The sequence below is a fragment of the Chitinophaga tropicalis genome, from assembly GCF_009758205.1.
Taxonomy (GTDB): Bacteria; Bacteroidota; Bacteroidia; order Chitinophagales; family Chitinophagaceae; genus Chitinophaga; species Chitinophaga tropicalis.
Map to the genome: position 1 here is coordinate 402,288 of NZ_WRXN01000004.1, position 26,427 is coordinate 428,714.

21 protein-coding genes are annotated in these 26,427 nt (G+C 47.5%); 7 read left to right on the forward strand and 14 right to left on the reverse strand.

All coding sequences use genetic code 11. From position 1 onward, the window contains the following. Window positions 1-67: 67 nt before the first annotated feature. The 6 genes from GO493_RS11985 to GO493_RS12010 all read left to right on the forward strand — a co-directional run bounded on the left by GO493_RS11985 (window position 68) and on the right by GO493_RS12010 (window position 4,882). Complete coding sequence (locus tag GO493_RS11985; RefSeq protein WP_157306398.1) at window positions 68-1,318, forward strand: PAS domain-containing sensor histidine kinase; 1,251 nt, start codon at window positions 68-70, stop codon at window positions 1,316-1,318. A 16-nt stretch (window positions 1,319-1,334) separates the two neighbouring features. Continuing rightward, window positions 1,335-2,393 (forward strand): response regulator, encoded by a 1,059-nt coding sequence (locus tag GO493_RS11990; protein ID WP_157306399.1) that lies wholly within the window; start codon window positions 1,335-1,337, stop codon window positions 2,391-2,393. 163 nt (window positions 2,394-2,556) lie between these two features. Further along, window positions 2,557-2,868, forward strand: coding sequence for a hypothetical protein (locus tag GO493_RS11995; RefSeq protein ID WP_157306400.1), 312 nt, complete (start codon window positions 2,557-2,559; stop codon window positions 2,866-2,868). 152 nt (window positions 2,869-3,020) lie between these two features. Further along, window positions 3,021-3,449 (forward strand): MauE/DoxX family redox-associated membrane protein, encoded by a 429-nt coding sequence (locus tag GO493_RS12000; RefSeq protein WP_157306401.1) that lies wholly within the window; start codon window positions 3,021-3,023, stop codon window positions 3,447-3,449. Between the two features lie 80 nt (window positions 3,450-3,529). Continuing rightward, on the forward strand, window positions 3,530-3,751 hold the full coding sequence (locus GO493_RS12005) for a hypothetical protein (RefSeq protein ID WP_157306402.1): 222 nt from the start codon (window positions 3,530-3,532) through the stop codon (window positions 3,749-3,751). Between the two features lie 90 nt (window positions 3,752-3,841). Continuing rightward, entirely contained in the window at window positions 3,842-4,882 is a 1,041-nt protein-coding gene (locus GO493_RS12010) for a hypothetical protein (RefSeq protein WP_157306403.1), read from the forward strand. 28 nt (window positions 4,883-4,910) lie between these two features. Here the strand turns inward: GO493_RS12010 and GO493_RS12015 are convergent, their stop codons facing one another. The 7 genes from GO493_RS12015 to rmuC form a co-directional block, all read right to left on the reverse strand. After that, window positions 4,911-6,266: a RagB/SusD family nutrient uptake outer membrane protein gene (locus tag GO493_RS12015; protein WP_157306404.1), complete on the reverse strand. Its 1,356-nt coding sequence runs from the start codon at window positions 6,264-6,266 to the stop codon at window positions 4,911-4,913. 9 nt (window positions 6,267-6,275) lie between these two features. Further along, a complete protein-coding gene (locus GO493_RS12020) occupies window positions 6,276-9,509 on the reverse strand; it encodes a SusC/RagA family TonB-linked outer membrane protein (RefSeq protein ID WP_157306405.1) in 3,234 nt (1,077 codons plus the stop codon). Between the two features lie 51 nt (window positions 9,510-9,560). Next, a complete protein-coding gene (locus tag GO493_RS12025) occupies window positions 9,561-10,790 on the reverse strand; it encodes a FecR domain-containing protein (RefSeq protein WP_157306406.1) in 1,230 nt (409 codons plus the stop codon). Between the two features lie 54 nt (window positions 10,791-10,844). After that, a complete protein-coding gene (locus GO493_RS12030) occupies window positions 10,845-11,366 on the reverse strand; it encodes a sigma factor (RefSeq protein WP_157306407.1) in 522 nt (173 codons plus the stop codon). Window positions 11,367-11,509: 143 nt separating this feature from the next. Then, window positions 11,510-15,109: a response regulator gene (locus GO493_RS12035; protein WP_157306408.1), complete on the reverse strand. Its 3,600-nt coding sequence runs from the start codon at window positions 15,107-15,109 to the stop codon at window positions 11,510-11,512. A 247-nt stretch (window positions 15,110-15,356) separates the two neighbouring features. After that, entirely contained in the window at window positions 15,357-16,046 is a 690-nt protein-coding gene (locus GO493_RS12040) for a basic secretory protein-like protein (protein WP_157306409.1), read from the reverse strand. 105 nt (window positions 16,047-16,151) lie between these two features. Beyond that, complete coding sequence (gene rmuC, locus GO493_RS12045) at window positions 16,152-17,552, reverse strand: DNA recombination protein RmuC (RefSeq protein ID WP_157306410.1); 1,401 nt, start codon at window positions 17,550-17,552, stop codon at window positions 16,152-16,154. Window positions 17,553-17,809: 257 nt separating this feature from the next. Here rmuC and GO493_RS12050 point away from each other — a divergent pair, with 257 nt between their 5' ends. Continuing rightward, window positions 17,810-18,418 (forward strand): porin family protein, encoded by a 609-nt coding sequence (locus GO493_RS12050; RefSeq protein WP_157306411.1) that lies wholly within the window; start codon window positions 17,810-17,812, stop codon window positions 18,416-18,418. A gap of 183 nt (window positions 18,419-18,601) precedes the next feature. Here the strand turns inward: GO493_RS12050 and GO493_RS12055 are convergent, their stop codons facing one another. From GO493_RS12055 to GO493_RS12085, 7 genes are all read right to left on the reverse strand, one after another. Beyond that, the gene (locus GO493_RS12055; protein WP_157306412.1) at window positions 18,602-20,296 is read right to left on the reverse strand and encodes a DUF885 family protein; all 1,695 of its coding nucleotides are present in this window, start codon (window positions 20,294-20,296) and stop codon (window positions 18,602-18,604) included. Between the two features lie 11 nt (window positions 20,297-20,307). Continuing rightward, the gene (locus tag GO493_RS12060) at window positions 20,308-21,555 is read right to left on the reverse strand and encodes an NAD(P)/FAD-dependent oxidoreductase (RefSeq protein WP_157306413.1); all 1,248 of its coding nucleotides are present in this window, start codon (window positions 21,553-21,555) and stop codon (window positions 20,308-20,310) included. Between the two features lie 29 nt (window positions 21,556-21,584). Further along, entirely contained in the window at window positions 21,585-22,586 is a 1,002-nt protein-coding gene (locus tag GO493_RS12065) for a 4-hydroxyproline epimerase (protein WP_317165421.1), read from the reverse strand. Between the two features lie 290 nt (window positions 22,587-22,876). Further along, complete coding sequence (locus tag GO493_RS12070) at window positions 22,877-23,599, reverse strand: LytR/AlgR family response regulator transcription factor (RefSeq protein WP_317165422.1); 723 nt, start codon at window positions 23,597-23,599, stop codon at window positions 22,877-22,879. Next, complete coding sequence (locus GO493_RS12075; protein ID WP_157306416.1) at window positions 23,499-25,436, reverse strand: tetratricopeptide repeat-containing sensor histidine kinase; 1,938 nt, start codon at window positions 25,434-25,436, stop codon at window positions 23,499-23,501. Before GO493_RS12075 ends, GO493_RS12070 begins: the two co-directional genes overlap by 101 nt. Window positions 25,437-25,464: 28 nt before the next feature. After that, window positions 25,465-25,893 carry a hypothetical protein gene (locus tag GO493_RS12080; protein ID WP_157306417.1) on the reverse strand — a complete coding sequence of 143 codons (429 nt, stop codon included), beginning with the start codon at window positions 25,891-25,893 and terminating at the stop codon, window positions 25,465-25,467. Window positions 25,894-26,026: 133 nt separating this feature from the next. Beyond that, entirely contained in the window at window positions 26,027-26,398 is a 372-nt protein-coding gene (locus GO493_RS12085; RefSeq protein ID WP_157306418.1) for a hypothetical protein, read from the reverse strand. Window positions 26,399-26,427 lie beyond the last annotated feature (29 nt).

The window sequence follows — 26,427 nt, forward strand, 5'->3', positions numbered from 1 at the left end:
TGTAAAGGAAATTTACAGGCCATAAAGTATATTTACCGCTGATTCTATCAACGGTAAGTATATGAATATGAAGAAGTGGCTCCATAAGCTGAAAGATATGCTCAACAGCAACAACCTGTATAAGAAAGAATATAATAAGGAATTACAACGCTTTGAAGCACTGTTCAACTTTGCCAGCATCGGGATACTTGTTACCAACGAACTAGGTGAGATAGTGCTGATCAATGACTTTGCCTTAAAGCAATTCGGGTATGAACGGGAGGAGCTGATGGGAGTTACTATTGAGCAGCTGATACCGCAACGTTTCAGGGGCAGGCATGTGGGACACCGTGAGGGTTATAATAACCGGCCGCAGAGCCGGCCTATGGGCATAGGGCTGGACCTGTATGCCAGCCGGAAGGACGGTTCGGAGTTCCCGGTGGAGATCAGCCTCAGCCAGTATAAACATGAAGAAGGATCGTTTGTGATAGCCTATATTAATAATATTACGGAGCGAAAAAAGGCGGAAGAAAAGATCGAGAAATTAAATAATGAGCTGGAACAGAAGATATCAGAACGTACCAGCCAGCTAACCAATGCATTAGAGCAATTAGAGCATTCCAAAGAAGAAGTGATGACGGCTCTGAATAAAGAGAAAGAGCTCAGTGAGCTGAAATCGAGGTTTGTGTCTATGGCATCTCACGAGTTCAGAACACCGCTCAGCACTATCCTTTCATCAGCATTCCTTGTTAATCAATATACTACAGAAGCTGAGCAACCTAAACGCAGCAAACATATCCAGCGCATTATCTCTTCTGTGACCCTGCTTACGGAAGTGCTGAATGATTTTCTTTCAGTGGGAAAGATCGAAGAAGGTGGCGTACAGGTACGCCGTACTAACTTTGATATTGAATCGCATATCAATTCCATTATACAGGAGATGCAGGATATTGTACAGGAGGGGCAGAAAATAGCATACACTCATACGGGGTCTTCACAGGTAATGCTGGACCCTTCACTGCTGAAGCATATTATGCTGAACCTGATCGGGAATGCGATCAAATTCTCTGGAAAACATACTGTTATAAATGTGCATAGTGAGCATACCGGAAATAGTGTAATATTGAAAGTGAAAGATGCCGGTATAGGAATATCCCGTGAGGACCAGCAACATCTTTTTGAGAGGTTCTTCAGGGGTGCTAACGTAAGTAATATTCAGGGTACTGGTCTTGGCCTTCACATTGTGAGCAAGTATGCTGAACTGATGGATGGAAATATTACCTGCAATAGCGAACTGAATAAAGGCACTACCTTTACAGTAACGTTCAGGCAATCATAATTTAAAGGCGCAAGTCATGAATACAATACTGCTGATAGAAGACAATGACGATATCCGCGAGAACACCGCTGAGATCCTTGAACTGGCTAATTACAAAGTGCTTACTGCTGAAAATGGCAAGATAGGTGTGGAACTGGCCCTGGAAGAAAAACCGGACCTGATAATATGTGATATCATGATGCCCGTGCTGGATGGGTATGGTGTACTGCATCTTCTGCAGAAGCATGAAGAGGTACAGGATACTCCTTTCATTTTCCTGACGGCGAAAAGTGAAAGAGGGGATTTCCGGAAAGGTATGGAAATGGGCGCTGACGATTATATTACCAAACCGTTCAGCGGAACGGACCTGCTGAATGCGGTGGAAGGAAGACTTAAAAAAGCAGCTCTTAAAAAACAGGTATTACCAGCAGATATGGAAGGATTACAACAACTGCTACTGACAGCCACAGGCACTAACCCTCTGAAAAAGCTGATGGAGGAGGGTAATACGGACCGCTATAAGAAGAAACAACTGATCTACCAGGAAGGTAACCGTCCTACCTGCCTGTATTATATACAGAAGGGAAAGATCAAGACATATAAAGTGAATAATGACGGTAAGGAACTGGCGGCCAATCTATATAGTGAAGGAGAGTTCCTGGGTTATGTGGCGTTGCTGGAAGGCAGCAATTACCAGGAGAATGCAGAGGCGCTGGAGGCATGTGAGCTGACGGCTATTCCAAGAGAGGATTTTGAAACACTGATCAACAATAACCGTGAAGTGGCGCAACAGTTTATCCGACTGCTGGCGAAGAATATCACGGAAAAAGAGCAGCAACTGCTGCACCTGGCTTACAGCTCTTTGCGTAAGAAGGTGGCGGAAGCGCTGTTGTTCCTGAAAAAGAAATACCATCACGTTACCGACCAACCTTTCTCTATAGATATTTCCAGGGAAAACCTGGCCACTATTGCAGGTACAGCTACGGAATCGATGATACGAACGCTGGGTGATTTCCGTGATGAGAAGCTGCTGGAGATCAAACAGGGTGTTATAACGATCCTTAATGAACAAAAGCTGGCCAACCTGGTAAATTAACTGATAAAAATCAGTTTTTGCGCTGATGCACATCCTGTGCAGGAGACCGTCGTCAGACTATCTTTACAATAACGATAAGATAGTTTAGACGATGGAATCTCTCCAAAATGAATTAATTACCCTCAGGAAAAAGCTCGCTGTACTCGAAAACCGGAATATTGCCATGAAAACGCAGCTGGCGCATATCCTGCAATACCATTTTGACCGCTCCCTGCTGGACAAACTGGAATACTTCAATACCACGTTTCTCCAGCAGGACACACGCGTAGAAGCATTACGCAGGGAAATGGCGTTGCAACAGGTATGGCTTTCGCAGTCATCCGGGGATGCAGATGGTGATGACACTATCCGCAAACATCAGTGGTTAATGCAGGAAAAACTGTATAATATGGAAACTGATGTGCAGCAGCTCACACAATCATTCAGTGAATATCTTCAGCAACATTTTCCTTCTGTCCCCAAATCTCCGCAGTAGGTTATCCACTTTTTCCTTTTATTGACCGCTACCGCTAATGCGCTATTTCTGCAGGGTATTTTCTTTATTCCACGCCGCACACAGCATAAAAGAAACAAAATACCTTCAATTAATATCAGAAAAGCCCTATATTAGTAACCCGTAAATATCCTATGCTAACAAAACGACTAACAGACATCCTGTGTGCGCTGCTGGTATTCCTGTTCATATATACCAGCGTCAGCAAGCTGCTGGAGTATCACACATTCCGACGACAACTGGGACAATCTCCTTTCATTACTTTGTACGCTCCTTTTATTGCATGGGCGCTCCCGGCGGGGGAAATTATTATTGCCGGTCTGCTGCTCATTCCTCGTACCCGGTTAACGGGGTTCTATCTTTCTTTTTTCCTATTATGCCTTTTTACTTTTTATCTGGCAGCGATGCTGCAGCTGAGTTACTTTATTCCATGTTCCTGCGGAGGCGTATTACAAAGCCTTTCCTGGCAGGCACATATCGTTTTTAATATTGTATTCATTATACTGTCTGCACTTGGGGTACTGCTGCAAATCAGGCAGCAAAGTGCAACAGCCTCTATCTGATCTGGCGGCAAATATTATTCAGGGGGAGCCGAAAACCTGCAGAACAGAGTAGGCATTACTATTATCATCAATTAAATACCATGAAAAAGACCCTATCCTTAGGATTCCTGGCCGCAGTGCTGGCAGTGGGCACTGCTGTTGCCGGAAAAATGCGGAATGAAGACCCGCATTGGTTAATGAATGACAACTCTATCGTTACGGGAACAGCCAACTACATTAAAACATTTTACTGTGCCGGCGCCAACAATATCCAGTGCGCAGTACAGATAGAAGACCCGTTCGTTGTTATCAGAAAATCTTAGTTTATTGTTTACTAATGAGAAGCCTGCTCTGAACAGGCTTCTCATTAATGACTGAGTTGAGATATTACCTTTGCGTCATCATTTGTTTCTATGAAAAAAGCCATTTTGTACCTGCTGTTATTACTGACGGCCGCGTTCCTTATTGTTGCAGTACTTGTTTATACAGCCCCTGATCCGGACAAACAAGCAGCCGGATTTAAAAGAGAATACCTGTTGCCAGGCGCCCTGCCTGCTTTTGCTGCAATTCCTACTTTCGGGAATATCAGGGATATACTGGCAATACACCACGATCATCTTTTCTTTTCTACCAATGATCCTTCCATATTGCTGTTCAGTGATACATTGCTGCGAATGTCTCCTCATAAGAACAGGAAAAATATAAATATCTCTCCCGGCCTCCGGGATTCTATGAGAAATGATTTTTTTACTTTAATGGAGGATGATCAAATCTACATATGTGCTTATAATATTCCGGCAATAGCACCGGCGGATAGCAGCAGTCATTACAAAAGGCTTCCTTACGGCGGGTTTTCACAGGCTGTACTGATGAGGGACGGCAACTTCATGTTGCGGAAACTGGAGCCAGGGATTAAAGACCAGCTGTTCATGCACCTTGATACAAGTACCTGGAGCTTAACAGGGGAAAAAGGTCTTTCTGAAATTTACCATGACGGAGGTATGCGCACAGATGGTTCACTGAACTACGATATAACTACCGGCCTGCTTACTTATGTACACTACTACAGTAACGGCTTTTTTACTTTTGACAACAGTATGCAGCTGCGCAGTAAAGGGCATACCATAGATACATTCAGCCATTACCGTTTCCGGCTGGCAGAGGGCAATAAAAAAGTATTTACCGGTGAAGGGCCGGACCAGCTTGTGAATGCACATAGCTGTGCATATAATGGTATACTGTATGTCAACTCAAAGATCAGGGCTGATAATGACGATTACAGGTTCAGGAGGCATAATGTAATAGATATGTATAGCCTGGCTGATAATTCATATAAGGGAAGTTTGTACCTGGATATTCCTGCTAATGCAGGGATAGGTCAGTTATTTGTTTACGGAAATATTTTGCTTGCTAAGTGTGAGGATAGTGTTTATGGGTTCAGGTTGCCTTTTTGAGAGAAGGGTAAACCAGCCTACGGCTGGTTTACTGATATCCGTCATTCTGTGTAAGCTTAGGGTTCCTGTTACGCTCTTCCTGTGGAATGGGATACAGTGCAGCAGTACTTTTCCATACGGGCTTTACCACCTCCAGCACGGTATCTATCCTGTTAGTTCTTCGCAGGCTCAGCCAGCGGTCGCCCCATTCGGTGAACAGCTCTATTCTCCTCTCCTTCTCTATTGCCAGCAAACATTCATCCTGCTTCAGCAAAATGGAGAGACCGGGCAATCCCGCTCTTTTACGTAATACATTCACATCTGCCAGGGCGCCTGTAACATTTTCCAGTTGTGCCAGGGCTTCTGCCCTGATAAGATACATCTCTTCTATTCTCAGTATCATGAGATATTCTTCACGGCCGCTTATTGCCGCTGCCCTGTTCTTATATTTCAACGGGTAATGATACAGCAGCCCTGCATAGGTGAAAGAGCCTGTCCACATAGCTTTCCGTATATCGCCATCTTCAAAGCCGGCTATGAGATCGTCAGTAAAGGGATAGAAGGAATAATTTCCTGCGGATACGGGAATGAATGTCAGGCCGGGTAATGTGTAGCCTTCGTTTGTCCAGATCTGTAGTATTGCCGGACGGCTATTCCTCAGAAAAACACTGTCAGGCCTGATGAGCGGTGTGTAGATGCCGGCGTTAAGCACCAGGGTAGCCTGTTCTGCTGCCTGCTGCCAGTTATGGGTTTGCAGGGATACACGTGCCAGCATAGCAACGGCGGCCCATTTATTGGCCCGTACTTTTTCTGTACCGGGATAGGCGGCAGACAAGAGACTTGCAGCCGTTTTGAGATCAGACATTACCAGGTCGTATACCACTGCCGACCCGCTCCGGGGTGCGGACGCAGTCTGTTCCACATCTGTTGTGGTAATGAGAGGTACGTCTCCCCAGCAGTTAAGCAGGTAATAATAGCAGAAGGCACGGAGGAAAAGCGCTTCACCCTGCAGCTGCTTTGCTTTTTCCTCCGGCAGTTTCCGGGCCGCCGACACTCCTTCCAGCACAGCGTTGGCACGATAGATGAGCCGGTAGAACTGTTGCCAGGAAGACAGGATCAGGGCATCGTCAGACAGGATAGCATTATTGACATAGCGGCGGTGGTAGATGTTCAGTGTGTTCAGTTCATCTGCTGTCATACCGTTTATAACAGAGAGGATATTGCCGGAAAAATAACCGGAAAGCCCGGCATAAATATCTGCCACGGCGGCATCTGCCATTGCCTCATCATCATAAACAGATTCTGACGGGACTTCATTGGATGGTGGTTCCACCTCTATCAGTTTCCGGCAGGAAATAAACAGCAGACAAAACAGAATGATATAATAGTTGCGGTAATGTAACATACTGTCAGCTTAAAGTGTCAACTGGATACCCGTAGTAACTATTCTTAAAGGCGCTGTACCTACCTGGGTTTCAGGATCTGCTCCCTGGTAACCGGAGAAGGTAAGCAGGTTCTGTCCCTGTATGTACAGGCGGCATAATTTCAGTTTCAGCCTTTTGCTCAATGCTTCAGGCATAATATAAGAGAGTTGAACATTCTTTAACCGCAGGTAACTGGCATCTACATACGATGCACTGGAAAGTCCGAGGATCTCATTGTTATCATACGCCGGAATACCGGGGGTGGCCGTTGCACGTGGTACCATAGTAACATCTCCCGGGTGTTGCCAGCGGTCCAGCGCGGCAATGGTCTGGTTTCTCAGATCGCCGGGTTTGTTGACAATGATCTTCCCCTGTTGTTTTACAAACTGGCAGAAGACTTCCAGCCTGAAAGCGCCGTATTGAATATCATTTCGGAAGCCTCCGTAAAATACGGGGTCTGTGTTGGAGATGGTGGTATAATCTGCTCCGGCCGTCAGACTACCGTCTCCGTTATAGTCTTTGAACGTGGCGACGCCTGTCTGCGGATCTACGCCTTTGAAGCGATAGCCTCTTACAATATTGAGTGACTGTCCTATAATATACTGATTGGCGTAGGAAGAAGAGGCGAGGTCCTGGAATTCCAGGAGCCGGTTATTAAAAAAGGAGATATTGGCAGAACTATTCCAGGTGAGGCGGGACGTATTGATATTCTTTGCCTGCACTTCAAACTCCCATCCTGTGTTTTCCACTTTTGCCGGGAGGTTGGCCTGGTAACTGGTAAAGCCGGTAATGCCGGGCAGCTGGTATCCTACCAGCTGATTGCTGCTACGGTTATAGTACCTGGCAGCAGAGAAGAATATGCGGTTATCTAGAAAACCCAGTTCCAGGGCTGCTTCCATCTTCTTATTCTCTTCCCAGCTGTAATTGTTATTGGCGATACGCAGTGGACGGAGGGTATTGGATCCCTGGTAATTGGTATTCACTCCGTAGTTGCTCATATACTGGTAGTCAGGTATCTGGTCGTTGCCGGTAAGTCCGCCGCTGGCCCGGAGCTTACCATAGCTGACCCAGGTCAGGTCTTTCATGAAATTTTCCTGGGAGAAGATCCATCCCAGGCCTATTGCGCCAAAGTTCCCGAACTGTTTACCGGGGCCAAAGCGGGAAGATCCGTCCCGGCGGTAGCTGATGTTAAGCAGGTATTTGCTTTGCCAGTCGTACGTAAGGCGGGTAAAGAAGGAGATATACCGGTACATGGTATATGTATCCGGGGGGCGGATGATGGTATCTGCTTCGCTGAGATTGCCCAGCATGGATTCATTCTGGTACCCCTGTCCTTCTGCCAGCCGGCCTGTCTTTACTGTTTGCTGCCAGGTGCCACCTACCAGCAGCTGCAGTTTGCCTTTGGCAATATTCAGCTTATAATCCGCCTGTGGTTCTATGATATAAGATTCCCTGTCATTTTCTGCTTCTCTTGTAAAACTTATGGGAGCGTTCTGCGGATGTTGTGCTGACTGGGGGAAGATAAACAGCTGGTGCATGCTGATATTTGACATGCCCAGGCTGGTTTTCAGCTGTAGGCCCGGTAGCAGGCGATAGCGCAGTACGGCGTTGGTGAGCAGGTTATTGGTTTTGCTGGTGGTTTTCTGTCGCAGCCATGCTTCCGGATTATCGAAGGAAGAGCCCCAGAACAGCGCCCCTGACTGATCGTACAGAGGATAATTGGGTGGCAGGTTGGCGAAGGAAGACAGGTCGTTGGCGATGCTTCTGTTCCTGTCTGCCGTGAAGCTTGCTGTCAGTGAGGCATCGAGCCGGTGGTCCGGATTGTAATGCTGCAGGCTAAGATGTGCCCCGCCCCGGCGGTAGCTGAGGTTGGCCGGCATTACGGAACCTTCGCTGTAGTAGTTACCGCCCACACGAAAGGTAGTGGTGCTGCTGCCGCCGGAAAGGGTTACCTGTGCGTTGGTGATGGGAGCAGTGCCTCCTGTCAGCCTGCGCTGCCAGTTGATGCTGCGGGTAGTATCCCAGACAAACAGGTCAGGAGCTTCTGCTGCTGTAGGCGTAACCCCGTCATTTTTAAACGCTTCCCTGCGCAGGCTCAGGTACTGGCTGGTATTGAGCATGGATGTATAACCTGCAGTAACGCCTACGCCGGTATTAAAATTAAGGTCTGTTTTCAGGTGTCCCGGTTTGCCTTTTTTAGTAGTGATCAGCACTACACCATTTGCTCCGCGGGAGCCGTAGATGGCTGTGGCATCTGCGTCCTTGAGGATATCTATGCTTTCTATATCTGAGGGGTTGATGCTGTTGAAGGGGCTGATCCTGCCTGCTGCGTTCAGGAGGGATTCCACATTATTGAGCGGGGTAATATCGAACGGCACTCCATCTACAATAAACAGTGGATCGTTACCAGCAGCAATGGAATTCCTGCCGCGGATAAAGAGTTTGATCTGCGCTCCGGGTAAGCCGCTGGTATTGGTGACCTGTATGCCGGGTACCTGTCCCTGCAGGGCGGCCAGGGGATTGGCTACTGGCTGGGCCGCCAGCTGGGAGGCGCTGACAGTACTTACAGAACCTGTGAGCATACGACGGCTGCTGGAGCCATAGCCTATTACTACTGTGGCGTCCAGGCTGTTCACTGCATCAGAAAGTTCTATTTCATGAAATTTTACGCTGCTGAGTACAGTATCTACAGGAGTATATCCGAGGGAAGAGATGCGGAGAGGTGCATGGCTGGCCAGGTGGTAAAGGGTGAAAACGCCGTCTGTTCCTGTTGTGGCCCCCCTGGAAGTTCCTTTTACTACTATGGTAACGCCGGGAATGGGTATACCGCCTGAAGCGGTTATCCTTCCGCGGATGGTAACGGAAAGCGTATCCTTAAGCGGAGGGCCGGCTTCCGGAGCCGCGAGGGGTTGCAGGAAGATCCTGCGGCCTTCGAGCAACCAGGTAACGTTCCTGTTCCGCAATACGAAGGTGAGCACTTTCTCCCAGGGCATATCCGTAAAGTTCAGGGAAACTTTTTCAGCGTCATTAATAGCGGCATTATCGTATGCGAAGTGTAGTCCGGTCTGTTTGCTGATAGTTTTGAAAACGTGGCTGAGTGGGATATTGTTGCCGGAAATGGTTATCCTGCCGGTATCGGCCTTCTGTTGCGCATCCGCAATGACCGGCAGCAGCAGACAGCAAATGAGCACAAGGATTTCATAAGCCCGAACAAGCTTTACCATTATACGTTTTTCTGGTATGGATATTAGTTGGCTTTCCCGGAAGATGTGGCCTTATTTTGGACTAAGATATATCTTATCCCCGGTAATATTATATGTTATACCTGATATTGGCCCAAGACTTTCTAAAAATTCTGTAACGGGGCGGTCCCTTTCTATTACTCCTGTCAGCATTTTATTGGCCAGTTGCGGGTCCCGGAAGACAAGTTCTTTACCGAACCAGTGGAATAATACTGCACTCAGACTACTCAAAGGTTTGTTATAATATGCGTATTCTCCTTTTCTCCAGGCCAGCGTAACGGCTTCGTCAAATGAATTGACCTTTTGGCCCAGGCCTTTGTGATATACAGTTTCCTGTCCTGGTTCCAGGATCACGCCTGCTTCTTCCTTTATGCTTGTCATAATGCTGCCTTCAACGAGCGAAGTGACAACCAGAGTGTCATAATATGCATTGACATTAAATGATGTGCCGAGTACGCGTATAGCGGTTTCGGGGGTATGTACGATAAAGGGATGGTTTGCATCCGGGGCGACGGAGAAATAGGCTTCTCCTTCGAGGTAGACTTCTCTTTTATTGCCGGAAAAGGCGAATGGGAAGCGCAGGGTAGAAAAGGCATTGAGATGAACGATAGAGCCGTCGGCCAGTTTAACCTTATAATCCTTGCCGGTGGGTACAAAAAGTGTATTCCAGCCGGAAGCATCCTTAGCCGGGGTAAAAGACAGCTGACCATCTGCGGGGTGCAGGCTGGCTTTTTCTACAGAAATGACCTTACCATTATTCCCGGTAAGAGAGAGCGTATCTCCATTATCCAGCAAAAGCTGTACATCTCCGAAAACGGCTTTGCCGGTGGCATACCTGTCTGCAAATGGTGATGTGGCCCCACCTTTGGGGGCGAGCCCTGATAACATCCAGATACTGCTGGCAACGATAAAAATGACGGCGGCTGCAAGCCACCATCTGGAATTGGTATTCTGCTTATTTAGTTTATTTAAAGGAATTTCCCGGGCGGGCAACTGAGTATCAATACTCACTATTACTGTATGCTGTTTCTCCTGGTCTCCATGCAGCAGCGAGAGCACATTGCTCCAGGCCCTTTCATTATGGAGGTCGTTCATGAAATCAGGGCCCGCTACATCCCGGGCGCTTTCCAGTTCTTCCAGGCAGCGGCGTACGCTTTCATCCTGACTGGCAACGCGTTCCAGGTATTTATTGTCTTCCTCACTGATATCACCACTCAACTTCTCCAGTATCAGCTGAAAGATATGTTCTTCGTTATGACTCATGCGGGTAGAACAGAAGATTAATATTTAATTGGCGATAGGTTTTTCTCCGGCTTTTCATAGTCTGATCTGAAGCCTTAAGGCCTTTAGGGCAGCATTACACTTTGCTTTCAAGGTACGGATACTTTTTTGAAGTATTGCTAAAAAATCCCAGGAATGTTTTTTATAATCTGACAGCAGTGATAAGCTGACGCCTCCCTGGTATTCCAGCGCTACCTGTTTCCTGTATTGCATCATATAACCCGGAAGCGGTAATACTACCTCCTGCATCAGCAGTAATCCCGGATCGTTAGACAGCCGTCCGTCCGACTGTCCTTTTTTGATCAGGTTAACACAGCTGTTGTGCACCATCCTATAAAAATAGCCACCTACAGAATGTTCTATCTCCAGGTACAACTTTTCTTCCCAAACCTGTACAAATACATGCCTCACCAGCTGCTCAGCTTCTTCCATGCTGTTCAGCATCATACGGGCTTTCAGGCAAAGAGGCTTATAATATTTCATAAAGAAGTACTGATAGGCCTTTATTTCACCGTCTTTTAACGCCAGAAGCATTACAGAATCGTCCGTGTGCTGCATACAGTAAGATTTGGAGTTGTTGACGTAAATATCAGATTTCCCGATACTTTAAAGAGTTAACTACATGTTAACACGTACATAATACGCTTTATGATAAGTCCAGATCCAAGCCTGCAGCCAGCTGGCGGAAAATGAAAATATGATCAGATCCTGCTGTTATCATACAACCATACCCGCAACAGGGACACCAGCTGATCTATATCGACTGGTTTAGAGATATAATCAGACGCTCCGGCCTTAATACATTTCTCCCTGTCTCCTACCATTGTTCTGGCAGTAACGGCCAGGATGGGCAGCTGCCTGTAAGCGGGTAACTGCCTGATCTGCCGGATGGTTTCGTAACCGTCCATTTCAGGCATCATCATATCCATCAGTACAATATCCACTTTACTGTTGCTGGCCAGCTGTTCTATAGCTTCTTTGCCGTCCAGCGCTGAAACGATGTTCATCTTATGCTGCTCCAGCGCTTTTGTAAGAGAGAAAATATTACGTACATCATCGTCTGCTATCAGTACTGTTTTGCCTTCGAGTATTTCTTTCAGCGGCGCCTGTTGTTTGCGTGGTGGTTTCCCCCCTCCTTTCTCTTCCACCAGATGCAGGAACAGGGCTACCTCGTCCAGCATACGCTGGTAAGAATGCGCCGTTTTGATCACGATAGAATCAGCATACTGACGTATACGGTTTTCCTCGGCGCGGGAAAGGTTCTTGCCCGTAAAGATGATGATAGGCAGGTTCTCCAGTCCGGGGTTTCGTTTCACGGTTTCCAGCGTTTCATAGGCCTGCTGGTCAGGTACGCCCATATCGAGGATCACGCAATTCACATCTTTTTCCAGCAGGGCTGTTACACCATTGCCGATATTGCCGGCAATCTCCGTACTGACGTTGAAGTTTTCCAGGAAATAAGCAAGGGCCTGTGCATGTTTGGGATTTTCTTCCACTATCAGCACTTTCCCCGGGTTACTGTTCAGCATATTTTCCAGCTGCTGGAAGATACGGGGCATCTGGTCCAGCGCTAACGGTTTGTTAATGAAGTCTACAGCGCCTTTCTGCAGGCTTTCCTTTTTGGCTTCGAGAGACGAGATTATATGCACGGGAATATGACGGGTAGACAGGTTGGATTTCAACGCTTCCATCACCTCCCAACCACTCTTAACGGGCAATACAATGTCCAGCAGGATAGCCAGCGGCTTATATCGTTTTGCCATCTCTATGCCATCGTCTCCCCGTACAGCCACTATCCCTTTATATCCCTGTTTACGGGTAAAGTCCAGCAGAATGTTGGCATACCTGGTATCGTCCTCTACAATGAGCACTACTTTGTCTTCCGATGTGATAGTCTGACGGTCGTCCGGGATCTCCGCCGGAATCTCATCGGCTATATAATGTGCATTAATATGATGTTGCCTGGCTTGTTTTGCATCCTGCCATACCTCTTCTGCCTGCTGCCGGGTGGGTGGTGTTATTTTTTCTTCTGTTCCCGGGAGCGGATGAATGGGAATGGTCACTATAAATTCACTTCCCTGGCCGGCATCGCTGTTCAGCCGTATCTCGCCTTTCAGGAGCTTTGCCAGCTCGCGGCTGATAGAAAGTCCCAGGCCTGTACCACCGTATTTACGGCGGGTAGAACCATCTGCCTGCTGGAAGGCTTCAAAGATCACCTGTTGTTTATCCTGCGGAATGCCTATACCGGTATCTTTTACGGAAAAACGCACGTATCCTTCCTCTTCCGCCTCTTCCACCTGCAGCAAGACTGTTCCCCTGGCAGTAAATTTCAGCGCGTTAGAAAGCAGGTTCTTCAGTATCTGCTCCAGGCGCATTTTATCTGTTTCTATCAGTGCAGGGGCATTGTCATGTATGTTTACTTTCAGTTCCAGGTTCTTTTCACGGGCAATAGGCACAAAGAGGGATTCCATATCGGCACATATTTCATGTACCGGTATGGGCGCCAGCTCCAGTTCCATTTTACCGGCTTCTATTTTCGACAGGTCGAGTATTTCATCTATCAGGTCCAGCAACCCTTTGCCGGAGCTCTGGATGACACGGGCAGATTCAACATGGTCTTCTGTAAGGTTGTTATTTTCAGCCATGAGACGGCTCAGCAGCAAAATGGAATTGAGAGGGGTGCGCAGTTCGTGGGACATATTAGCCAGGAACTCTGACTTGTATCTGGTGCCTATTTCCAGCTCTTCTGCTTTCTTCTGTATCTCCAGGTTTCGTTCTACTATTACCTGGTTACGTTCTTCCAGCAGCCGTGAGCGTTCTTCCAGTTCCTGGTTAGCCTGTTGCAGCTCTTCCTGTTGTACGCGCAGCTCTTCTTCGGAGGCCTGGAGTTTGGAGGCCTGGGCTTCCAGTTCTGTATTAATATTTTCCAATTCCCCATGTTGTACCTGCAGCTCTTCTGACTGGGCCTGGGTTTCTTCCAGCAGCTCCTGTAAGCGGCGGCGGTTCTCTGCTGCATTAACAGCAATACCGACATTGTGAGATACGGCTTCCAGGAAATGCAGCTCCCTGCTGGTATACGCAGTCAGGGATGCCAGTTCCAGGACAGCTTTTAAGCGTCCTTCATAGATCATAGGGACGGCTACTATATTGACAGGTTTTATTTCACCTGTGGCATAGCTGATAGCTATATTATCTGGTGGTACATCTTTCAGCAGGAGCAGTTTACCATCTCTGGCGCATTGTCCTGAAAGGCCTTCTCCGAAGGCCAGTTTCCTGCGTTCCTCTATACCTGAAAAAGCATAGCTGCCGGCCAGTTCCAGCTGCTCTTTACCTGCTTTTATGTACAGAGCGCCCACCTGGCTACCTGTATACTCCGCCAGGAAAGCTACTACCTCTGAGGCAAGAGGCGCAATATCCAGCTCTCCCATCATACGGGTATTCAGCCCCGCAACACCGGTCTGGAACCATTCTTTCTCTGCCAGTTTAGTGAATGAGTTATCCAGCGAAACAGCCATCTTGTTCAATGAACCTGCCAGGATGCCGAGACTGTCCCGTTCATCCTCCTGAACGCGTATGCTGAAATTACCGGCAGATATCTCTCCGGCAATATCCCTGATAATGTTTATACGTTGGGTGATCTCTCTTTCTTTTTCCTCCAGCGCCTCATGCAGCGCTTTTCTTTCCTGGTAGTCGTTGTTCACACGTATATAGAAAACGCAGGTAATAAGCAGGGACAGAATAGCGGCTATTACAATGACTACCGGCGTATAGCCGGATACGCGGTTAAGGTCCTGCGTACGTTCCTGCAGGAAGCGCTTTTCCCTTACTTCCATCACGCCGACCAGGCGACGGGCTTCTTCCGTTACCAGCCGCCCGCTCTGCAGGCTGTCAAAGCTGATAGCTTGTCCTGTGCGGCGGGCATCTATAGAAGATTGCAGCAATTTCTGGCGTCTTATAATAATTTCTTTGATCTGGTCTATTGTAGCTTGCTGTTCATAATTATCGGCAGTGAGTTCTTTGATATTGGCAAGGTGAGCAAGGGCGCTGTCAAATGCGCCTTTGTAAGGATCAAGAAATTTTTCATCGCCGGTAAGCAGGTAACCGCGCTGACCGGTCTCTGCATCTTTCATAATAGATAAGGTGTTTTCCAGCTCCAGTATCACCTGGTTGGTATGGTCAACCAAGAAAGCACTTTGCAGCAGGTTACGGATACTATAGAAAGAGGCGACGGAGGTGACGGTAAGTAATAATAAGGATACTCCAAAGCCAATCAGCAGGTTTCTCTTAAAGGTCGTTTTCATCTGACAATGTCTTGATCAGTTAGATTATAAAGATAATTGGGCGAGGTGAGATTGCCAAGAGGAGCGGGTGTATTGGTTGGGTTTTAAATGGTTTCGCAAAAATTGCTTTTGCCTTCGGCAAAAGCAATTTTTGCGAGGGGGGGGGATGGCCTGCGGCCGGCAGGGAAATTATTTTCTGGTAAGATAGTTTGCCTATCTGCAGCCGGTCAAAGATATTTTCTGATAGCGCAGGCGAATCTGGTTTTGTCTATACCTCGGGCTGAGCTGCATATTCTGCCCACAACTCATCTACTGTCTTCCCGGTAAGCTTTTTCCAGATAGCATCAGTATAAGTCCTGGAACGCATGGCAACATCCAGCTTATCTATGATATCCTTCCGCTTTTTCTTTTCCAGCCAGAGGAAAAAGCGGGCAGTAATGCGATAGCTCTGTGTATAATGCTGTTTCTCATTATACGCCGGAAGTTTCCAGTTAGCGCTGGCATTGTCAACGCCAAAAACATAGCGAACATAATCAGCTATCCCTTCTGTCAACCACCAGGGGCCGGCATCGCCGGGATAGGCCTGTACCACATGCATGGCTTCATGGGTCACAACATCGATATCGTCCGGGTGCTGCCGGAACCATTCGGGGTTGAAGACTATTACACCTCCACTGGTAGCAGCTACACCATCATATCCGGGATCTATCACAAAGCTGACCTTACGGGCTGTGTTGCGGTTAAAGCGTTTAGCCTCTGCAGGGTAGACCTGGAAGAACGTGTTGATGAGGCGCCGGCCTACTGCTGTGTCGAATGTGGTGGATTTGTTCGTGTATTCCAGGGTATAACCCTCACGGATGATTGTTTCATGCTGCACCTGGCTAAGAGCAGGTAATGTGCAGAGTGACAGGCATAGCAAGCCTGCAGCTCTTTTCAGACCTTGAGTTGAGTGGACCATTTACGTGGGTTGTTTGTTACAAAATAAACGATGTCAAAATAACAATTATTTGCAGGGTATTAGTTAAACTTTTTTTGCGCAGGGGATGGCTGGCCTGCGGCCGGCTTAATCAGGCATTTCATCTGATTCAATGCCCAGTTGCCGGATGCCTGTTTCTACAGGTTTCATTTCCGGCAATGTATTCTTAAGTGCCGGTCCCAGGTTATACAGTTTCCTTGCCTGTGGCACAAAACGGCTTTCCAGGGAAGCTACAGCATCATTATAATGATTGACCGCCGTTTTCAGACTGCCTCCTATATTGGCAAAGTGTTTCAGTAATACGTTGGTACGGTTGTACAGTTCAATACCTGCATTGCGGATGTCTTCAATATTGGCAGCTACATGCAGCTGCTGCCATACAAAACCTACGGTACGCAGCAGGGTGATCAACGTTGTTGGAGTAGCAAACACTACCCTGTTCCTGATACCATCTTCAATAAGGGATGGATCTGCCTGTAGCGCTGCACCAAAAGAAGATTCTATCTGCATGTAAAGAATAACATAATCAGGTGATTGCTGCCACTGGCTCCAATAAGCTTTGGCGCTCAGCTTTTTCAGATGGTCCCTTACTGCGGCAGCATGCTGTGCAAAGAGCAATTTGCGCTCTTCTTCATTCTCTGTTTCAAAAGCACGCATATAGGCATTCAGCGGTACTTTGGAATCTACCACTATCGTTTTACCTTCAGGCAGACGGATGATCATGTCTGGACGCAGATGGCCGTCCTCGCTGCTGACAGATACCTGTTCACTGAAATCACAATGTTCTGTCATGCCTGCAAACTCCACTACACGGCGTAAGGCTATCTCTCCGTAACGGCCACGTATATGAGAGGTTTTCAGGGCGCTAACCAGGCTATGGGTCTCTTTTTGCAGCTTCTCTGTGCTTTGCTGTACACCCAGTATGAACTGGTTGATCTGTCCATATTGCTGCATACGGTTATTTTCCAGCTGACGCATATTTTCATCAAAGCGATGCAAGCTATCAGAGAGAGGTTTTACCAGGGCATCTATGGCCTGCTGCCGTTTTTCAAGATCGCCCCTGGCATCTGTCATCTGGGTTTCCAGGGCTGATTTTGCCAGTGCAACAAAGGAGGTATTATTATGCTTCAACGCTTCGGCGGAAAGGGCGTTGAAAGCGTCTTTCAGTCTTTCGTTAGACTGTTCTATAAATAGCTGCTGCTCTCTTAAACGGTTTTCTGCTTCCCGGTAACGGGCCTCTCCATTACTTTGTGTGCGGATATTCTCTTCCTGCAATATCTGCAGGCGGGTTTGCAGTTCTTCTATAAAGGCCTGCTTATCAAGTGCCTCCTGGCGGAGAGCGGCCGATTGCTGATTAAGGGCTGACAACTGGGTTTCCAGCACGGCTACCTGCGTTTTTGACCGCTGACCGGCAATAAGGACTTTTATCAATACAGCCAGGGCTGCACAGGAAATCAAAGCGAAAATGAGTACTAACAGATGATCCATAAACTGGTTGCAATGTTACTTTAAAAAGACATATTTCCGGCATTCATCGACAATAAAATGGCATTCATCTCATAAAACCGACAATCATTAAACCTTACAGCAGAAAGTATATCTAAGACACCAAGGAAACTTTTTAATGCTTTATTAATTATGATCTACTTTGAATTACGTATGTTTGCCCGCGAAATATTTTAGCCTGAATTACGCGGCAACATACGTAATTCATTTTGATCATCTGTAATCGTCAAATAATATCTATGAAAAAAGGGTTGTTACTGGCAGGTGCCCTCGCGATCTTTTCAGGATTTGCAGCGAATGCCCAGCGCTTACATTACGGGTTGAAAGCGAATTTATTGTTTTCGGGAATCCATGGAGAAGGATTGACATCTTCATTTATACCTGGCTTCCAGGGTGGTGCATTCTTTGAATACAGCCTGAACAAGAAATGGGGGCTTCAGCCTGAATTGCTGTTTACGCAAGCTACTGCTAAAAAAGCAAGTGACTTTCCAACTTATTTTACAAGCAGCTACAATACGTCTGCAAATGAGAAAGCAAAGATCAGCGCTTTAACTGTACCTGTATTATTAGGTTATACACCAATTCCTGCTGTTACCCTGAACTTTGGTGTACAGTACACTTACATGTTCTTTATTGATGAGAACTTCATCAGGAAAAGCCAGGGAGATGCTTTCAAAAGCAGTGATGTAGGGGCTGTAGCTGGTGCGCAGATAAATGTTGGTAACGTACGTTTTTATGGTCGTTATGTGTATGGGTTTTCTGATCTGAATAATATCCCGGAGAATCCGAACAATTATAAATGGAAGTCACAGCAGGTATCTCTGGGTATAGGAGTTGCTATTAAATAAGGTTTATTTTTTGTGAAATAGAGTGGGAGAAACTGCTCAAAAAAAACGCTTTTGCCTTCGGCAAAAGCGTTTTTTTTGAAGGGGATGGCCGGCGGCAAGCTAAGAGCTTTTATTTGTTTTGCTTTAAACAGAGCCTGCAGCCGGCTATGATTTTTTTGTACGTTGTTTGATATAAGCGAATTACTAAAGTTTGTAAAAACGCCAGGCCGTCTTAAAATCTTTGCTCAGCGGCTGGTGAGTTAACAATGCCCGAATCATCTCGACAGGCAGCATATTTTCTTTCATTATTGCATCATGGTACTGCTGACAGGTCATCTTTCCACTGTCTACCAGTTCCTTTTTCAGCGCCATGAACTGCAATCCACCAATCATATATGCTACCTGGTAAAGCGGGCTATAATCTCCTTTAAAGGAACGGCGTACTTCTCCTATAGCATTGGCGCGTTCATGTCCTACCCTGTCTACCAGGAAGTCTATACATTGCTGCGGCGTCCATTTGCCCAGGTGATAGTTAAGGGAGAAGATAATGCGCGCACAGCGGTGCATTCTCCAGAAAAGCATACCTATACGGTCTTCCGGCGATTGGGGGAATTTCATGTCCCACAGCAGCATTTCCCAGTACAGCGCCCATCCTTCTATCCAGAAAGGTGTTTCAAACCGGCGATAGGTCTTGTAGCGGTTGGTCATGAATTCCTGCAGCGCATGACCTGCAAACAGTTCATGATGGACAGTGGCGCGGGAGAAATGCGGGTTATTACCACGCATGCTCATCAGCTTGTCAGCTTCTTCCATATCGTTGGTGGGATAGGAAATACTCAGTTCTTCACCACCTGTGAAGAAGGGGTTTACCAGCTGTCTTTCCGGCGTCATCATGATCATACGCCATGTCTCTTCTGCCAGTGGCGGAATGGTAATGAGGCGATGCTCTTTCAGGAAGCCAACGGATTCATTGTAAAGCTTCATGATGGCTTCCGGCTGATCGCCGGCAGGAACATAGGTGTTCTTTACCTTTTCCATTGCCTTATGCCAGTCTGCGCCAAAGCCCATTTCCTTTGATGCTTTGAGCATCTCGGCGTCACAGAAAGCAAATTCTTTGTTGGCGATCTCTATCAGCTCTTCAGGAGAGTAAGGGATCATCTCTGCCTGCAGCTGGCGTATCAGTTCTTCCCTGCCTATAGGGTGACCAACAATTCCGCTGCCATCGTCTTTTCCACCCGGCAGGGTCTTCACTTTCTGGTCCCACAGGGCAACATATGTTTTCAGTACGCTGTCCAGCTGTTTATAGGGTGATGGCATCCACCAGGTATACAGGGGGTCGTAGCCGTTATAGAAGGCATGAATGCTGGCCAATGCTTCCTGTAATCCTTTTGTGATGCCTGCTCCCCTGCGCAGGAGGTAAATATTCAGGTCTGTATTTTCTGTCAGCTGTTTCTCTTTTTCAAGAATGGCCATGGATATTCTGCGGAAGGTGGCTGCCATAGCCTGAGCGTCCTGCTTTGTACCTCTTCTTCTCAGCTTCTCTGCTTCGTATATTTTCTCTGCTTCCGGAAACCATGCCTGCAGCTGCTGATATTGAGCTGCTTCTTCGTTCAGGGAGCGGACACGGTCTGCCAGCTGGCGACTGAAAAGAATATAATCCACTTTTGCTTCGGCGGAGAGGCTGTTGAAATCGACCTTCTGCAATTGCTGCTGATAGTCTTTGTTGAAGGTCAGCATGCGTTCCCTTCTTTCGGGGGAGTTGTCTATTGTATAAAACCGATAGAGACTGCCTTTGTCTGCATCATAGTGTATTAAAAGTTCTGTGATATCTTTCTCCTGCGCTATAACACTTCCTGCTATCATGAGTAAACCTGTAATTATGCCGGTAATGCGTTTCATATGTATAATGTTTAACCGAACCTTTCTACTTTAAAAGGGGTGATATCCATTGAAGGCTTCTGACCTGTAGCCAGTTCACTGACCAGTTTCCCGGTGGCGGGACCCAGGCTGATGCCCAGCATGGCATGTCCAGTGGCTACTGTCACATTAGGGAAACGGGCAGTATTCCCGATATATGGCAGGCCGTCTGCACTACAGGGGCGATAGCCGTACCATACTTTATCTGCCGAAGGCATAGGTATATCGTATGCCGGAAAATAACGCTTAACAGATTCCAGGATGCCTTCTACCCTTTGCATACGGGGAGGAGTGTTGAGCGGGGTGATCTCCATTGTACCACCAAAACGCACCTTATTGCCATCCATGGGAGAAATGGCTACGCGGGCCTCACTGAGAATCACGGGGTGGCGGAATTTCCAGGGTGCATTCTCATAGGTTACAGAGTAACCACGACCGCCTACCAGTGGTATGTTGACCCGCAGCTGACGGGTCAGTTCTGCGCTCCAGGCGCCGGAAGCAATGATAACATGATCAGCAGGCAGTATTTCGCCGTTTACTTTTACTCCTGTCACTTTATTCCCGCTTGTCACAAAACCCGTTACCTCCTTATTGCCCAGGAATTTTACACCTTTCTGTTTCAGGTAGGCCAGCAGGGTTTTCATCAGCAGGTTGGGATACAGCTGGGCATCGCCGGGAAAGTAAACAGCGCCCAGGGCGTTGATGGCTGTATCTGGTTCCATCTGCTGCAGGGTGGCTTTATCTATGAGACGGGCTTCCAGGCCTATAGCTGCAGCGGCTTTTACAGATTCTTCTGCATGGCGGGCATTTTCTTCTGTGTTGAAAAATTCCAGCATGCCCTGCGGATCGTAAGCAAAGCTCAGTCCCGGTACATTTGTCCACTCCTCATACAACTGTTTGCTGAGCAGGGAAATATCCCGGAGGGGTATTGCAGAGCGTTCCACATGCGCCTGTGTGGCGCTTTTCATAAACTTCAGCCCCCAGTTGATCAGGGTACCGTTCAGGCTTGGTTTGACATAGAAAGGGCTCTTTGAATTGAGCATCCATTTCAGCCCCTGTTTTACGATACCCGGGGTAGCCAGCGGCACGAAATGGCTGGGAGCAACGTAACCGGCATTACCGTAGGAACAGCTGTCTGACATATCAGTACGGTCTACTACCGTTACATTGTGGCCTGCCTGCTGCAGGTAAAAAGCGCTGCTTAATCCGATGATGCCACCGCCTGTAATAATTACTTCCATAGCTTTTGGTCCTGGTTCTTTTAGATGCGTTAAATTACTTGTAATCCATATGCGTACGGATCATCTTCCGGATCTATTGTAATTGTGTTGTAACCATATATCCTTGCCCAGCCTTCAATGCCCGGGCGTATTGCCGGTACGCCGGCCACCGTCGTCTCTTCCTCAATGGTGCCTGTAAAGCGGGAGCCGATAATGCTTTCGTGCAGGAACTGATCGCCTTTCTTCAGTTTTCCTTTAGCGTACCATTGCGCCATACGGGCGGAAGTACCGGTACCGCAGGGCGATCTGTCGATGGCTTTATCTCCATAGAATACGGCATTACGAGCGGTAGACGATGGGTCCATCACTGCACCGGTCCACAATACGTGGGAGCAGCCGTTTATATTGGGATTGTCAGGGTGTACGAAAGTATGTTTCTCATTGATGCGCTTACGCAGTTCCCTGGCCCAGCCAATGAGCTGGGAAGCGGTATAATGTTCCAGTCCGGGGAAATTCTCCTGTACGTCTACGATGGCATAATAATTACCGCCGTAGGAAACATCGACCTTCAGCATACCCAGGTCCGGGCATTCCACTTCCAGGTCAGTTGCTGCCAGGTAGGAAGCCACATTGGTCAGCTTTACGCTCTTTACTTTTTTGCCTTCCTGTTTGTATTCGATGAGTACCAGTCCGGCAGGAGCTTCCATTCTGACGATGCCGGGAGTTTTAGGTGTGATCAACCCTTCTTCAATGGCAATGGTGATGGTACCTATGGTGCCATGCCCGCACATGGGGAGGCAGCCGCTGGTTTCGATGAAAAGAACACCCACGTCGTTGGCGGGATCGTGGGGGGGATAGAGGATGCTGCCGCTCATCATGTCGTGACCGCGTGGTTCAAACATCAGTCCGGTTCTTATCCAGTCGTATTCCTTCAAAAAGTGATTGCGCATTTCGCTCATATTACTGCCTTTCAGGACAGGGCCGCCACCGGCTACCAGTCTGACAGGATTACCACAAGTGTGCGCATCGATGCAAAAAAAAGTTTTCTTCACGGCTTCCTCTTTATTTAAGTGACATTGGTTGATTCCTTTGTTCAAAAATACCTGTAGGGGGAGAATCGGATATTACAGGTATTGATCAATGGTTTGCAAAAATTAACATAAATAAAGGGGATTATTCGTGAATGGGGATAATTTCTGAGGGGGGGGAACGGGGCAAAAGACACTTTCCTTGGGAAAGTGCTGTGACGCTAAAGTGCTACCGCAGTCCATACACTATCCATACTTTATCCCAGCCTTTGAGTGGGAGTATCTATATGGTATCTATGCTTGCGGATAGCCATTCACTTCACCATATGTACATTTTTCATAAGCTGTTCCTTGTAACGCCTGCTCATGTCTACCTGCCGGCCATTACGCAGTAGGATAAAATTTTCAATCACGTTCAGCTCCCTTATTTCCTGCAGGTTTACGATGAAATTACGGTGTACCCTGGCAAATAATTGTGCGGGTAACAGTTCGAGCATATCTGACAAAGGGCGGAAAACGAGCAACCTATTTTCAGCAGTAACAATACTACAGTACTTACCATCTACTTCCAGGAAGAGAATGTCTTTTATCAGCACTTTTACCAGGGAATTACCCCGTTTAACGAAAAGCGCTTCTTTTTGCCGCAGGTAGGCGGGATTACCGGCCGCAATGGGCCCGGCGCTGTTGCCTGAACGTTCCAGCGCCAGCTCCAGCGCATATTGCAGGGCTATTTCGTTAAAGGGTTTGATAAGATACCCGTAGGGGCCTGTAAGCCTGGCCTTTTCGAAAGTATCCCTGTCTGTCATGCTGGTGAGGAAAACAAAGGGAGTATCCGGCAGATGTAACTGCAGGGTACGGGCAAAAGTAAGTCCTTCGCTCCTGCCGTTGAGCATGATGTCGATAATAACAATATCCGGAGAGGTATTATGCAGCAGTTCAAGCGCCATGTGAAGGGTATCGGCGATGCCTGTTACCCTGTACCCGTTTTTTAACAACTGCTGTTTTAGTATCTGCGCTTCCTTCGGGTGATCTTCCACGATCAGAATATTCGTTGCCTGCATGATATGGTCCTGAGGTAGGTAAATGAATAGACACAATAGTACCGTGATGCTCCTTGCTTTGTATATTGATATATCCGTTGTTCTTTTCTGCCAGGTTGCGGCACAGCCATAGTCCCATACCGGTAGCCGGTTCTCCTGCTGTCCCCCTGGCAAGTGTTTCGCGTTTAAAATCAAAGATGAATGGCAGATGTTCCCTGGCAATTCCCCGGCCTGTATCTGAAACCTGGATACAGCTGGAAAGCTGGCCGGGAATGGCTTCTATCGTGACGGTTCCCTGCTGGGTGTGTTTAATCGCGTTACTGATGATATTACGGAGGATGATCTTTACAGATTCCATATCTGCTTCAATGAAAAGATCCGCCGGTACCAGGCAACTGCAGGAGATATCTTTTCGTTGCATGACCGTAGTAAAATCATACAGGACGATGTTCACGACAGAAAGCAGGTGTAAACGTTCGCTGTTGAAGTGCAGCCGGTCAGTATGTACCCAGACCCATTGCAGCAGGTTATCCAGCAGGAGGCGGAATCCCTGCAGGGTATATCCCATCTCTCCTACCTGGTCGGCTAAACGGTCATGTGTACCGGTGATGACACATTCGCTGATACCGGTGTGTAAAAGCTGCATGGTGTATACGGGAGAGCGGAGATCGTGCGCTACTATAGAGAAGAACTGGTCTTTGGTTTGCATCAGTTCTTCCAGCCGTTTTTTCTGCGAAGCGATGATAATGCCGGCCGCCCTGTTCTGCCGGTAAGCATACAATACTATGCCGGCAACCAGTAGCAGGCCAATTGCTGTGATAAGAAAAACGTTGCGCTGCAATCTTTTTCCTCTCAGCTCTGCTGCCTGGAGGGCTGTCTGTTGCTGCAGGGAAGCGATCTCTTTCTGCTTGAGGGACACTGCATATTTCTTTTCCTGCTGCGCCAGCTCCCATACTTTATCGCGGTTCCAGTTATCTTCCCTGAGGGCAACATACTGCTTATGATAATCCAGCGCCTTTTTATAATTCCGCTGGCTTTCTTCTGCGAGTGAGAGGTTATAAAAAGCATTCTGCCTGATAAGCGGCAAATCTGCTGCGGTAGCCAGCTGCAATCCTGCCTGTATATACTGGATGGCTTTCCGGTCGTTATACTGCTCAAAGTAAAGGTCTCCGAGGTTGAGATAAGAGGTGGCAATACCGGCGGTATCTTTCTCTGCTTTTTCTATGGCCAGGCTCCTGAGGTGATATGCTTCAGACTGACGGTAATTCTCAAGATAGAGGTAGATAATAGCCAGGTTATTGCAGACTGTTTTTTCCAGTCCGCGGTCCTGCAGGGAAGACAGGTCTTTTTCCAGCGGCTGATAAGCAGCCAGTGCTTTTTCATATTCTTTCTGCTGAATGAAGATACTGCCCAGGTCACAACAGATGCGTGTGAGCATGGGTAGTTTCCTGGCTTCGCCAATAGCTCTGGCGGCCTGGAGCACGGGTATTGCTTCTGCATCCAGCTGATTACGGTGGTAGATACTGGCCTGCATAAGATAGGAGAAATACAGCAGGGTGTCCTGCCTGTTCCTGGCTGCTTCCCTGATGTTATGCAGTATCAGGGGGAGCGCTTCCTTATAACGCTGCCTGCCCAGTAACACATGACTATTATGAAAACACACCTGCGGGGACCCTTTTCCTGTCAATATTTTATCCCGGTATGGTTCCTGTCCGTGACAGACTGTACAAAACTGCCTGTAGGTCTGTTCAGAATATGGTACGGCAGCGCCGTTTCCCCTTCCTGCAGAAAAAGCTGACAGGAAGACAATGCAATAGAGTAAAGTAAATTTCACGTGGCCCCCCTTCGGGGTATTTAATGGTTTAAGACTCCACGCCTTTCTTTGGTACCGAGATACCGCCCCTTTTCGGCCCTTCCTTGTTATACTGGTCTGAGAGTATCACCACTTCCACCCAATCCACCTCTCCGGTATATTCAATGGTGGTCTCTATATACCATAATACGGGTTCTGCCGGGAGCTGTTCAGACGCATATGTTAATGTTATTACCAGCATGGGGATATTATTATCAAGGCCTCCCAGAGAGGAACTAACGTCCAGCTGGAAAGACTCCATACTGTTTGCCAGGAGCGCGCTCATGGCCTTTACGCGCAAAATAGAGGACTGGCTATTTTCATCGAAATAGCAGAAAACAAAAGGTTCATTCAACCCGACTGTCAGTAATGCAGGTGCGGATACAATTGAAGTAAATTCACTATGGGTAATAATGGGGGGCGTGAGAATTGAGGTCATCGGATTGGTTTTACTGCAATTTAGCAAAAAACCTACATTAACGTTATCCCAAAGTGTTGGGGCCGGAAAGACTTCCAGCCCCTTTTTTCAATTGTAACTGCGAATACAAAAGTCCAGATAAGAGTGGTTTTGTTTAATCTGCCAGGTATATGTGGAAGTTGAATAATGTGCCATAATTGTCGACCTGCACATCCAGGTAATCCCGTCCCTCTCTCTCAGGCATCACGCGTCCCAGGGTTGCCCCCCGTAGAGTTTCCCTTGCCCAGATGCTCAGTGCTTCTATATCCCGCCGCCTCATTCTGTATTGTCCACGGGGAGTGGTGCCGGCGTTATAAATCGACTGCTGATCATAAGGGCGGTAATGAGAAACCCCTTCCACGTAGATATTTTCCTGATTACCGGGAATTCTTACCAGGTATAAGTCAGGATTAGGCCGGTTATTCTGCTGGCTTACTCCGTAAGAAGCGTTCACTATAAACTCCCAATCTGCGAGTGATAAGATCATAAAAGTTTTTTTACGGTAATGAATATTGT